Annotated in this window: 11 protein-coding genes; 10 read left to right on the top strand and 1 reads right to left on the bottom strand. The window is 52.9% G+C overall.

Features of this window, described 5'->3' with window-relative positions:
• The 9 genes from HMPREF9412_RS13900 to HMPREF9412_RS13860 form a co-directional block, all read left to right on the top strand.
• Nucleotides 1-532, top strand: a 532-nt coding sequence (locus HMPREF9412_RS13900; RefSeq protein ID WP_036672230.1) for an NADPH-dependent FMN reductase, incomplete at its 5' end; no start/stop codon positions are given.
• Nucleotides 529-2,241, top strand: a complete 1,713-nt coding sequence (locus HMPREF9412_RS13895; RefSeq protein ID WP_009592216.1) for a VOC family protein — start codon at nucleotides 529-531, stop codon at nucleotides 2,239-2,241. The genes HMPREF9412_RS13900 and HMPREF9412_RS13895, both read left to right, overlap by 4 nt.
• Before the next feature lie 102 nt (nucleotides 2,242-2,343).
• Nucleotides 2,344-2,886: an NADPH-dependent FMN reductase gene (locus HMPREF9412_RS13890; RefSeq protein WP_009592221.1), complete on the top strand. Its 543-nt coding sequence runs from the start codon at nucleotides 2,344-2,346 to the stop codon at nucleotides 2,884-2,886.
• Between the two features lie 120 nt (nucleotides 2,887-3,006).
• Nucleotides 3,007-4,626 (top strand): response regulator, encoded by a 1,620-nt coding sequence (locus HMPREF9412_RS13885; RefSeq protein WP_009592224.1) that lies wholly within the window; start codon nucleotides 3,007-3,009, stop codon nucleotides 4,624-4,626.
• Nucleotides 4,623-6,419, top strand: a complete 1,797-nt coding sequence (locus HMPREF9412_RS13880) for a cache domain-containing sensor histidine kinase (RefSeq protein ID WP_009592219.1) — start codon at nucleotides 4,623-4,625, stop codon at nucleotides 6,417-6,419. Before HMPREF9412_RS13885 ends, HMPREF9412_RS13880 begins: the two co-directional genes overlap by 4 nt.
• Nucleotides 6,416-7,396 carry a substrate-binding domain-containing protein gene (locus tag HMPREF9412_RS13875; RefSeq protein ID WP_009592215.1) on the top strand — a complete coding sequence of 327 codons (981 nt, stop codon included), beginning with the start codon at nucleotides 6,416-6,418 and terminating at the stop codon, nucleotides 7,394-7,396. Before HMPREF9412_RS13880 ends, HMPREF9412_RS13875 begins: the two co-directional genes overlap by 4 nt.
• Nucleotides 7,397-7,527: 131 nt before the next feature.
• On the top strand, nucleotides 7,528-9,027 hold the full coding sequence (locus tag HMPREF9412_RS13870) for a sugar ABC transporter ATP-binding protein (RefSeq protein WP_009592223.1): 1,500 nt from the start codon (nucleotides 7,528-7,530) through the stop codon (nucleotides 9,025-9,027).
• A 42-nt stretch (nucleotides 9,028-9,069) separates the two neighbouring features.
• Nucleotides 9,070-10,038 carry an ABC transporter permease gene (locus HMPREF9412_RS13865; protein ID WP_009592220.1) on the top strand — a complete coding sequence of 323 codons (969 nt, stop codon included), beginning with the start codon at nucleotides 9,070-9,072 and terminating at the stop codon, nucleotides 10,036-10,038.
• Nucleotides 10,039-10,160: 122 nt separating this feature from the next.
• Nucleotides 10,161-11,180 (top strand): ABC transporter substrate-binding protein, encoded by a 1,020-nt coding sequence (locus tag HMPREF9412_RS13860; protein WP_009592222.1) that lies wholly within the window; start codon nucleotides 10,161-10,163, stop codon nucleotides 11,178-11,180.
• A gap of 221 nt (nucleotides 11,181-11,401) precedes the next feature.
• On the opposite strand, the gene HMPREF9412_RS13855 is transcribed toward HMPREF9412_RS13860, so the two are convergent.
• Nucleotides 11,402-11,947: an AAA family ATPase gene (locus tag HMPREF9412_RS13855; protein WP_036672227.1), complete on the bottom strand. Its 546-nt coding sequence runs from the start codon at nucleotides 11,945-11,947 to the stop codon at nucleotides 11,402-11,404.
• Nucleotides 11,948-12,338: 391 nt separating this feature from the next.
• Here HMPREF9412_RS13855 and HMPREF9412_RS13850 point away from each other — a divergent pair.
• Nucleotides 12,339-12,702 (top strand): orotidine 5'-phosphate decarboxylase / HUMPS family protein (locus HMPREF9412_RS13850; protein WP_009592218.1); only part of this gene is annotated, 364 nt, incomplete at its 3' end.

Here is a 12,702-nt window from a genome sequence, read left to right as displayed (position 1 = left end):
TCGCAAAGAAGCGACAAGTACCATTTTGGCCAAAGCCTTGGAAGCGCAAATGAACCGGTTGTTCGTGGAAGTGAAGCTGTTTAATTTGTATGAAACGCCGCTCCCGTTCTATTCCCCGGACGAAATATTCAACCGGCATGAGGGCGTGCGTGAGCTGCAGCGTTTATTAATGGAGGCGGACGGCGTCATTTTGACTACCCCGGAGTATCACGGCGGGATGAGCGGAGTGTTGAAGAATGCTCTGGATCATTTGGGGCAGATGCATTTCTCGGGTAAACCCGTCTTATCGGTAAGCTCGGCAGGCGGGGCGGTCGGCGTAAGTTCACTGCAGCAAATGCAGGCCACCATACGCAATTTGCATGGTATTAATAGTCCGGAATGGATTTCCATCGGCGGATCTCAACGGGCCATTTACGAGTCGGAAGCGGCTGAGGGCACGATCGTGCTGGATTATCGGGCGAAAGAGGCGCTTTCCATCTTTATGGAGCTGGTTAAGAAGATCAGCAATCAAGTGAAGGCTGAAATCTCATGATCACCCATTTCGCCGGATTAACATTAAAGACCGTCTCCATCGAGGGAGTGAAGCAATTCTATCACGGATTGCTTCAATTCCCGGTCGTCAGAGAAAGCGAGGCCGAAATTGCATTTCAGCCTACACCCGATTTCACGTTGGTATTTGAAGAGGTGTTTGAACCCATAGCCCCTGCCCATATCGCGTTTGAAGTGGCTTTCTCCCAATTTGATTCCACCGTCCGGAGCCTCTCGGAGCAGGTGCCGTTGTTGAAATGGCCGGACGGCAAGGTGGTCGAATCCTTCGATTCCGACGTGAACGTATACTTCAGGGATGGAGATGGAAATTTGCTGGAGTTTATCGCCCACAAGGATCTAAAGGAAGGGGTTCTGACCCCGAGCGGTAAATATGGCGTCCTCTATTTGCGGGAAGTGGGACTGCCTGTCGAGGATCCGGTAGCTGCCCGACTGTGGATGCAGCGGACGCTCGGATTCACCATCGCCAAGGAATCGGAACAATTTGCTTTTGTCATCGGCGGAACGGCCCATGCCGTTGTGGTATCCACGAGACGCAAATGGATCCCGATCTCCATGTACGCGCTGGCACCGACGCTGGAATTAACGTATGGCGTCACCGACGAGCGATTTATAGACCGGGTCCGCTCGGCCCTGGATCGGCGGATGATCCTATCGGATAACGATGAGGGACTGCGTTTTAGAATGTACGGCTACAGCATCAGGTTGAAGATAACCAGCTTTCCCAAGGACATTGCAGCCAAACTGAATCTGCCGAGTGCCGCCGAAGGGGAGGAGGTGAACCCGGTCATTGACGACCAATATTTGATAGACGGTCTCACGGCTTTGAGCCGCGGCGGCGAAGTCGGTTGGTTTGAAGGGCATGTCGGCGGGGCGTATTTGGCAGCGTATTACATGCAGAAGGAGCATGATCTGCCGCAAGATGTGCTCCATGGATTGGCTGCCAATTGCCGTCATCTGCGCGCTCAGCATGAAGATTGGTTTGAACCGTATCCATCCGAGCCCGCACAGCCTGAATTGATGGATCAATTGCTGGAAGGGCTTTTGCCCAACCTGACAAGCTTGAGCACTTCGGGCCACGGCGTAACCCTGGGCGTACTCGGACTGAAAGCACTGCGGGACCGTCCGGACTTACTGACTCCGTCCATCGTGAGAGGTTTGCTTAAACTCATGAACGATGCAGCGAGTGAACATAAGCTTGCAAGGTATTACGGCATTGAGGATTATACGAAGCTGGATCTATCGGAAATCTCGCTCTCGGAAATACCGCCTTACCGGGATGCGTCCGATTTGGCATGCCGTGCACTTGCCGAGCTGGATCTCGTGCTGCCGGATCAGCACGTGGAAGGCCGATATTATTTTTTTGCCGGTGAACTTGAGCATGGCGTTACCCACGCCCACGCGCTGATTGAGCTGGAACGGCTCGGTTATGCCCAACTGGCCAAGCTGGGCCAAGGCAATCACCGGCTCCAAACGAAACTTAACCGTCTCAGACCTCAAACGCTTATGGCTCAGGGGATCGAGGCGCCTGACGAGGCTTCCATCACGGAATCGGCCTATTGGGGCCGGCTGTATGAAGATCCGCATGCCATCAAGGTACCTTACGCCGCCATGGCGCTGCTGCGGCATGTGCCTGTAGAAAGAAGGGCAGACCTGGAAAGAGATGTCTGTAAGCTGCTTTCCCTGATGAAGTAGGACTAAGGTATTTTGACAATGGTAAAATATGGTGATAGGCTAAAATAAGTTACCCAATAACTGAATCATGTGTGCTGGAAAGGCATAGAACTGGAGGATATCATGAACGTTGCAATCGTTGTGGGAAGCATTAGAAAAGAGTCGTACAATCGAAAACTGGCGGAATATTTGAAGCAGCGCTATTCGGATCAGATCGCCTTTGATATCGTGGATCTTCGCGATCTTCCGTTCTACGATCAAGACACGGAGTTGGACCCTCCTGCGGCCGTCAAGGAATTCAAGGAGCGGATTGCCGCTTCCGATGCCGTATTGTGGATCACGCCGGAATATAATTATTCTATACCGGGCGTGCTCAAGAATGCGCTGGATTGGTTATCGCGCGTCGATAAGGTCATGAACGGGAAGCCTTCATGGATCATGGGGGCATCGATGGGACAGCTCGGAACGGTTCGCGCCCAAGAGCATCTTCGGGACATTCTCTTCTCCGTTGGCATCACCTCGCCGCTGCTTCCTAACAATGAAGTTTATATCGGCGCCGTGCACGAGAAGATGGATGAGTCCGGCAAGCTGATCCATGAACCGACGATCGGTTTCATCGATATCGTGGTGAACAATTTCATGACGTGGATGAATGCCCGCAAATAAAACATGAAGTTCTGGAGCCCTTTGGCAGTTGCCTGCCGAAGGGCTTTTCCTGTATTATTCACCTCGTAACACGATAAACCAGAGCAAAGGGGATTTGCTTTTGAACGGGGGAGGCTTTGATTGTATACGATTCTTATTGTGGACGACGAACCGATCGTAAGGGAAGGGATCCGAAACCGGATTCAGTGGTCGGAGCATGGCTATGAATGCATCGGGGATTGCGAGAATGGCAGAGATGCGTTGGAGGCCGTAACCCGTCATCAGCCCGATGTCGTGTTAACGGACATCAACATGCCGTACATGGATGGCTTGGAATTGTCCCGTCATATTACGGAACGTTTTCCTAAGACGAAGATCATCATCCTGACCGGGTTCGACGATTTCGAATACGCCCAGCAGGCGGTGAAGCTGCAGGTGACGGATTTTATTTTGAAACCGGTTACGGCGGCGGAATTAAGGGACATGCTCGAAAAGCTCAAGCTGGAAATGGATGAGGAGCGCGGTCATACCGAACACTTGAAGAGGCTCAAGAAGCAGTTGAACGAGAGCTTGGTCCTGCTTAGGGAACGTTTTCTGGAACGATTGGCGTCATCGCCGATGAAGCGGTCCGAAATGGAGAGCAGGCTGTCTTACTTCGATATTCCGCTGCGCGGGCCGCTGTATATTGCCATGGCAGCGGATATGGATGAGCTTCGCTCGGATGAACAGCACGCCGATAATGAATTGCATGCTTTTGCTTTATACAACATCATGCAGGAGATCCTGGCGGGTGAGCCTGGAGCAGCCGTTTTTCGGTATAAAGAGAATAAGGTTATGACCATTCTGTCGGGCTCCGACGAGGAAATGCTGCACGCTCGGGCGCAGGAACTGGCGGAGGACATTCGCGGCTCCACCAAGCAGTTCATGAAATTCACGGTCACGGTTGGCATCGGAACGATCTGTTGCGAGCTGCAGAACATACGTTATTCCTGCAAGGCCTCGGAGGCCGCCCTGGAGTACCGGCTTCTGATCGGTCGCGATCAGGTGGTCCATATCACCGATCTTGAAAAACGCGGGAGCGGTCCTCTCTTGGATGGTATCGAAACGGAGACGGCGCTGGTTTCGGCAATCCGGGCGGGCACAGGCTCGGAGGTGAAGGCGTGCATCCGGCGGCTGATCAGCGAACTTGGAAGCGCTTCAATTTCAATCGAGCTCTGTTACGTGCGGGTCCTTCGGGTCATGCTTGCCGTGCTTCAAACTTTGATGGAAATCGGCAGCAATGGGAATGAGCTGATCGGCAAGGAGAAGAGGCTGCTCTCCGATCTGTATTCTTTTCGGTCCTTGGATGAGATTGAGCGCTGGTTAAACGAGGTATGCGAGCAGGCGTTAAGGGACGTAGCCAAGACCAGAAAGGATATTACACGCTCCCAAATGCTGGAGGCGGTCGATTTCATCCAGCGGCATTATGAGGATGCGGAGTTATCGATTAAGACCGTGTGCAGCCGGATCTTCATGAGCACGAGTTATTTCAGCGCCTTGTTCAAGTCGCATACCGGGAAGACCTTCGTCGAATACGTTACGGAAGTCCGCATGGAGAAAGCGAAGGAACTTCTGAAGCATTCCTTGTTAAAAACCTATGAAATTGCGGCGAAAACCGGATATCAGGATCCTCAATATTTTAGCGTGCTGTTTAAGAAACATACCGGAGATACCCCGACGGAGTACCGGAACAAAATGGCGTCTGGCGGGGTACAGCCATGAAGGCTCCGCAGCGAATCAAAAGCATTCAGTCCCGCATTGCCAGTTCCTTCGTGATGCTCGTACTGTTCACGGCACTGCTGCTTATCTTCATCTCCTATCGGCTGTCCGAATCGGCTGTTCGGGAAACGGCGGAAAGTTATACCTCCGAGCTGATCAATCAAGTCAATGCGAATATCCAAACCTACATTACAGGCATGAAGGACATCTCGCTGGCCGCGATGAACAATCCGAACGTAAGAGAATACCTGGCCTCGGCCGAAGAGCTGGAGCCTGCGCAGCTGGCGGTATTAAAGGCGAAGATATCGGATTATTTTCACTCGATTCGCGTTTCGCGCAAAGACATTGCTTCGATCAACATCTTCGGGGCGGGAGGGACCTTCATTTCCGATCGGTCCAATGCGGAGTTAAATCCTTATATTGAAATATCCGATCAGCCCTGGTATCGGCAGGCGAAGGAAAACCAAGGACAGACGGTGATCTCTTCCTCGCATGTACAGCCCGTCATTAAGGGAGAGTACCGCTGGGTTGTATCGTTGAGCCGCGAGCTCAGCGGCATGGATTTGACCCAAGGGCTTGGCGTCCTGCTGATCGATCTTAACTTCAAAGTGATTAATGATATGCTCAGCAAGCTCGATCTGGGGAACCGTGGTTATGTATTCGTTATTGACCGCGAAGGCCGGATTGTTTATCACCCCCAGCAGCAGCTGCTTTACAGCAATCTGAAAACGGAGAGATTGGACCAGGTGCTGCAGGACAAACATGGAAGCTTTGTCGTGAAGGAGGACGGTGCGAGCCGGATTTACAGCATTAAGAACACGGATTTTGGCTGGAAAATCGTGGGCGTTTTTTACGAGAATGAGCTTGTGGACAATAAGAAGCAGATGCAGCTGTCTTTTGCTATAGCGGGATTGTTATGCCTCGTCGTCGGCGTGCTGTTCTCCGTCGTCCTCTCACGCAATCTGACGCGTCCCATCAAGAAGCTGCAAGAGAAGATGATGGAGGTGGAGAAGGGGAATTTCGACATCCGGGTCCCGGTGGGGCACTCCAGGGAAATCTCCGGACTTGCCCGCAGCTTCAACGTGATGGTGCTGAAGATTAAGGAATTGATGTATCAAATCGTGGTAGAGCAGGAGATTAAGAGAAAAAGCGAGCTGAATGCCCTGCAAGCCCAAATCAACCCCCATTTTCTGTACAATACGCTGGATTCCATCATATGGATGGCTGAGAGCAAGAAGCATGACGAGGTGATTTTGATGACATCGGCTTTAGCCAGGCTGTTTCGGGCTTCGCTCAGCAAGGGGAGGGAATTGATACCGATTGCGACCGAGGTGGAGCATATTACGAATTATTTGAAAATACAACAGATGCGTTATCAGGACAAAATCACTTTTGCCCTGGATATCGATCGCGGGCTTTACCCGTATCTGACGCTGAAGGTGCTGCTGCAGCCGCTGGTGGAGAATGCCATTTATCATGGCATCAAAAACAAGGAAGGACCGGGAACGATCACGATTACAGGGGGGCGTCGAGATCACCGCATCGAATTTCAAGTCACGGACGACGGCATCGGGATGGATCAGTCCACGGTGGAGACGCTGCTCACGTCTAAAGAGGGCATCCCATCGAGAAACAGCGTTGGCATTGCGAACGTTCATCAGCGGATACAGTTATATTTTGGAACGGAATATGGTCTTAGCTATGCGAGCGTGCCCGGATCGGGTACAAGCGTAACGTTGGCCATTCCGGCCGTTCATGCAGATGAATGGCAGCGTGTGGAGGGGGATGTGCCTTGAAGTCGTACCTGCGAATGCGTTATATGGTACTGCTGCTGATTCCGTTGCTTATTCTGGGTTATGCCGTTTATCAGTGGTCCAAGGATGACCCCGGCCCCAAGAAGATTATCGTCGGCGTAAAGGCGCTGGACGAGAATGAATTCTGGCGGGTGCTGATTGAAGGGGTGCACACGGCTTCACGGGAATTCGGCGTGGACGTCTCGGTGGTAGGACCGTCTCAGGAAATCGAGGTTGACTTGCAAATTCAATTGTTGGAGGAGGCCGTCGAGCGGAAGCCGGATGCGATCGTTTTGGCCGCCGGTGATTATAACCGATTGGTTCCCGTTGCAGAGTCGATTCGTAAGGCTGGCATCCCGCTCATTATGATTGATTCCGCCGTGAATGGTGACTATGCACAGAGCTTGATCGCGACCGACAACGTGAATGCGGGACAGAAGGCCGGCAAGGAGCTGTCGTCGCGCCTGCCGGAACAGGCCAAGGTTGCTATCATCAGTTTCGTGCAGGGCACCTCGACGCAGATCGAGAGGGAGCAAGGGGTTCGAAGCATTCTGGAGCAGCGCGGCGGCACGGAAATCGTAGGCACCTACTACAGTGAAGGCAAGGAGGAGAGGGCCTACGAAATCACGAAAAAGCTCCTGCTTGAGAGGCCTGACCTGAATGGAATCGTCGGACTGAATGAGCCTTCTACGGTGGGGGCCGGCAGAGCGATTCGGGAACTGGGGCTGGTTGGCAAAGTCAAGCTGGTCGGATTCGACAGCTCGGTGAAGGAAGTCAAGCTGCTCGAAGAGGGAGTCCTGCAATCCACGATCGTTCAGAAGCCCTTCAACATCGGTTATTTGGGCATCAAAACAGCCGTATCCGTTATCGAGGGCGACAAGATGCCCCGGCATATATACACCGATTCCGTTATCATCAATAAGGACAATATGTTTACCGAGGAGAACCAGAAGCTGCTCTTTCCCTTTGTGGAGGAGTAGCTTCTTCTCTTTTGGATTTTTGCGGCGGATCATAGATTATTCAACATCGATCAGAGAATATTCCATTCCTTCACGCGGAAGCTGTTTGTACAATGATTCATAAAAGGTGCCAGCTAGAGAGGTGAGGGACGTTGAGCGAATGGCTGATACAGATGGAAGGAATCATGAAGGAATTTCCGGGTGTGCTTGCATTAAATAACTGCCGATTCGACCTGCGGGCCGGTGAAGTCCATGCCCTTATGGGTGAAAACGGCGCGGGCAAGTCAACCCTGATGAAAATCCTGACCGGCGTTTATCAGAAGGATGCAGGAACGATCGAATTCAAAGGGCGGCCCGTTGAGTTATCGAACCCGAAAGTTGCTCAGGACGTTGGAATCAGCATGATTCATCAGGAGCTGAATCTGGCCCCTGACCTGACGGTCGCCCAGAATATCTTCATCGGGCGGGAGCCGCGGCGAAAGCTCCGATTGTTTCTGGACGACCGGGCTCTGCACCGGCAGGTGAAGGAGCTGTTCGAACGGATGGGCCTCGACATGGACCCCTCCATCAAGGTTTCGGAATTAACGGTTGCCAAGCAGCAGATGGTGGAGATTGCCAAGGCATTATCCTACAACGCCGATGTGCTGGTCATGGATGAGCCGACAGCGGCTTTGAGCGAAACGGAGATTGAGGATTTGTTCCGCATCATACGACAGCTTCGCGAGAACGGAGTTGGAATCGTTTACATTTCCCACCGGATGGACGAGATCAAGCGAATCACGGATCGCATTACAGTGATGCGCGACGGGCAGTACATCGATACGGTATCCACGGCTGAAGTCACGACCCAGGACATTATCTCGAAGATGGTCGGTCGGCAGATTTACGAGACCTCGAAGCCGGAGAGGATGGCTGGTGAGCGCGAGACGGTATTGGAGGTTATCGGACTGAATCAAGGCAGAACCTTGAAGGACATTAACCTGACTCTGAAAAAGGGAGAAATTCTTGGCATTGCAGGCCTCGTCGGCGCGGGACGGACCGAGCTTGCCCGGGCCATCTTCGGCGCCGACCGCATCCAATCCGGCGAGATCCGCGTGCACGGCCGCAAGGTAACGATCAAGGGCCCGCACGATGCGGTGCGGCAAGGGATCGGCTATCTATCCGAGGATCGCAAGCGCTATGGATGCGTCGTCGATCTCGACGTGAAGAGCAATGTGGCGATCGCCTCATACGGCAGCTTCCTCCGTCCCGGCGGCTGGATGAATACGGCGAGGATTCGCGAGCAGGCGGAGGATATGGTGTCGCGATTGAAGGTCAAAACGCCGCATGTCGATCAGGAGGTCAAGTTCCTCTCCGGGGGCAATCAGCAGAAGGTCGTCATTGGCAAATGGCTGACGAGGGATTGCGACATCCTGATCTTCGACGAGCCGACGCGAGGAATCGACGTTGGGGCCAAGAGCGAAATCTACCGATTGCTGAACGATCTTGCAGTACAGGGCAAGTCGATCATCATGATCTCGTCGGAGCTGCCGGAAATTCTTCGGATGAGCCACCGGATTCTCGTCATGTGCGAAGGCCGGATTACGGGCGAGCTGGATCATGAAGAGGCGACCCAAGAAAGCATTATGCATCTGGCTACAGCGAGGATGTAAGACACCGTCGCGTCATCTATACACGTCAGGAGGAACAAGCAGATGAACATTCAAATCAAATCGGGCGCGCTCCAGCAAGTGCTGGCTCTAGCCAGCTTGGTCGTTCTCGTCCTATTCTTTACGTTCTCGTCCAGCAATTTCTTTCAGTTCTCCAACATCGTGGGCATTCTTCTGTCCACAGCGGTAATCGGCGTGCTGGCTTTGGGATCCACCTTTGTCATTATTACCGGCGGCATCGACCTGTCCGTCGGGACGGTCATGACGCTGAGCGGCGTTATGACAGGGGTCTGCATCACCTTCTGGGGATTGCCGGTCCCCGTCGGCATTCTTGGCGGCATTTTGACCGGCGCCCTGTGCGGGCTTCTGTCCGGGACGGCGGTGGCGAAAATGAAGATTCCGCCTTTTATCGCAACGCTGGCGATGATGATGATCGCCAAAGGTCTCGCGCTCATCATCTCCGGGGCCAAACCGGTCTATTTCAACGATGCCGAAAGCTTTGCCGAGGTGTCCCAGGGCAGCGTGCTGGGCTGGCTGGTGCCGGGGCTCGATATTCCCAATGCGGTCGTCATTTTCTTCATTGCGGCGATCCTCGGCTATCTCGTCTTATCGAAGACCATCCTCGGGCGGTATAACTTTGCGTTGGGCAGCAACGAAGAGGCGACCCGATTGTCCGGCGTCAACGTGGGCTTCTGGAAAATCGTGATCTACACCTTAACCGGCGCATTTACCGGTTTGGCGGGCGTCATGATGGCATCGAGGCTGAACTCGGCCAATCCGGCGCTGGGTGCCGGGTATGAACTGGAAGCCATCGCGGCGGTCGTAATCGGGGGAACTTCGCTCAGCGGAGGGAAGGGTACCATTATCGGAACGGTGATCGGGGCGTTGATCATGAGCGTGCTGACGAACGGATTGCGCATTCTGTCCGTGCCCCAGGAATGGCAAACCGTTGTTGTAGGGTTCGTTATTATACTCGCGGTGTATGCGGATATTTTGCGCAGACGCAAAGCGTAAGTTCTCTTTAGGGCCTGCTGCCAGTGCTCGGTTGGCCGTAGGTTGGCTTGATCTCGATAGAAGCTTCCGTAACGGAAGATCTATAGCTGTACCAATATGTCTAAACAAGGGGAGATTGCATTATGAAAAAGCTTTCCGTATTAGCTCTGGTTCTTTTGCTGACTGCAAGCATGCTGGCGGCTTGCGGTTCATCGGGCAATAACGCTGCCGGAGGTACCGACAGTCCAGGCGAGGGCGGATCCGGTTCAGGAGCCGGTTCTGCAGCCGAAGGAGAGATCTACATCCCGATCATTTCCAAGGGCTTTCAGCACCAGTTCTGGCAGGCGGTGAAAGCCGGTGCCGAGAAAGCAGGGGATGAGCTTGGCGTGCGGATTACCTTTGAAGGCCCGGAGACGGAATCCCAGGTGGATAAGCAGATCGAAATGCTGCAGGCCGCGCTCGACAAGAAGCCAAGCGCGATCGGCTTTGCCGCATTGGATAGCCAGGCCTCCATACCTTATCTGAAAAAAGCCCAGGAAAACAACATCCCGGTCATCGCCTTCGATTCGGGCGTGGAAAGCGACATTCCGGTAACGACGGCTTCAACGGACAATATGGCTGCATCCGCGCTCGCGGCTGACAAAATGGCGGAGCTCATCGGGAATGAAGGCAAAATCGCCATGGTGGTCCATGACCAGACCAGCGTAACCGGGGTCAGCCGCCGCGACGGCTTCAAGAAGCAGATCGAAGAGAAGTATCCGAATATCGAGATCGTGGACATTCAATATGGCGGCGGGGATCACCTGAAGTCGACGGACCTGGCCAAAGCGATGATGCAGGCGCATCCGGATTTAAAAGGGATATTCGGCGCGAATGAAGGCTCCGCCGTCGGCGTCATCAATGCGGTGACGGAGATGAAGAAGGAAGGCCAGATCATCGTGGTCGGATTCGATTCCGGAAAAGCGCAGATCGACGCGATCAAGAACGGAACGATGGCGGGAGCCATCACGCAAAATCCGGTCGGCATCGGATACGAGACGGTAAAAGCTGCCGTGGCGGCCGTCAAAGGAGAGAAGGTCGAGCCGCAGATCGATACGGGATTCTACTGGTACGACAAAAACAATATTGATAGCGACGAAATCAAAGCCGTAATCTATGAATAAATGTAATGAAGGGGAGCCCTGTACGGGGCTCCCCTTAACGCGGCATCCGCTTACGCAGATGCCACCTCCATATTCTGAATCAATTCGTTCAGCCTCCTTTCCGATCATTTGGTCCAGCCGGACATCTATATTAAACCACGGCCGGCGGCAGGACTGAAGTGAATAAACAAGCTTAATTGTTTTTTACCAGGAAGTCCGGTCGTGAAGATGCAGGGTTTAGGTTAATGGATCTTCCCCACATCCCAAATCCGTTTCCAAATCTCTTGGACGGTTTCTTCGGGAGTTAAATCGGAAGTATTCAGCCAGAGGCCGATTCTTGGCGTTTCGTCGGTTAACCGCCGGTTCAGCTCATGTATGCTCCAGACCCCGTAGCCTTTTTTGCCTCGATTCTGCTCCCGGGCAAGGATGGTATCCTCGGAAGGATTGAGCACAACAACGTACACGGGAACGCCTGTTAACATAGCGGTCATTTCTTGCAGCGCCGGGCCGAGAATGACGTCCTGCAGTACGACATGAAAACCGCCCTCGGCATAAGCTTTGGCAGCGGAGGCGGATAATCTGTAGCGCAAGACAAGCTGCCGTTTCGCTTCGTCGGAAGCATCCGGAAGCATTTCTTCCCTGCCCTTGACCATCATTTTCCGAAACGAGTCACCCCGCAAATGGACTCCGCGATCAAATTTCTCGGCCAGCAGCTGGGCTACGGTCGACTTACCTGAAGCCATGACGCCGGTGACAACGATAACGGCAGGTTGACGTGAATAGGACATCATGTTACCTCCGGTTCTGTGGATTTCAAACGAAAGGGAGCCCTGGTTACGGGGCTCCCCTAAACGTGACACCCGCTTACGCAGATGCCACCTCCATATTCTGAATCAATTCGTTCAGCCTCCTTTCCGATCATTTTGTCCGGCCTGACAACTATATTAAACCACAGCCGAAGACTGGACTAAAGTGAACAAACAGGCTTAATTGTTTTTTACCAGCATCGAGACGAAAGATTCGCAAATAAATGAAAACCTGGGAACCCTTGTCCCTCCGTATTACTTACTTCCACGTAAGTATCTCACTTATAAGTACGTACTTCCGTAAAGTAAACTGTCTACTCTACAATGATCGTGTAGTTATTAACCAATACGCTCATAAGGAGAGATTGACAATATGGAACTTCAATTGGCATTGGATTTGGTGAATATTCCGGAAGCAAAAGAAGTCGTGGCAGAGGTAGCGGAGTTTATCGATATCGTGGAGATCGGCACGCCGGTTGTTATTAACGAAGGGCTTCATGCCGTCAAAGCGATTAAAGAGGCGTTCCCGCATCTGCGCGTGCTGGCCGACCTTAAAATTATGGATGCCGGCGGTTATGAAGTGATGAAAGCATCCGAAGCCGGTGCGGATATCATTACGGTGCTTGGCGTATCCGACGATTCGACGATCAAAGGCGCGGTAGCGGAAGCCCTCAAGCAAGGCAAGCAAGTGATGGTGGATATGATCAATGTAAAGGATATTGAAGGCAGGGCGCGGG

Origin of the sequence: Paenibacillus sp. HGF5 (genome assembly GCF_000204455.1) — a bacterium.
Lineage (GTDB): Bacteria > Bacillota > Bacilli > Paenibacillales > Paenibacillaceae > Paenibacillus_AQ > Paenibacillus_AQ lautus_A.
Note: the sequence above shows the minus strand (reverse complement) of the source record. Positions and strands in the feature narration are given on the sequence as shown.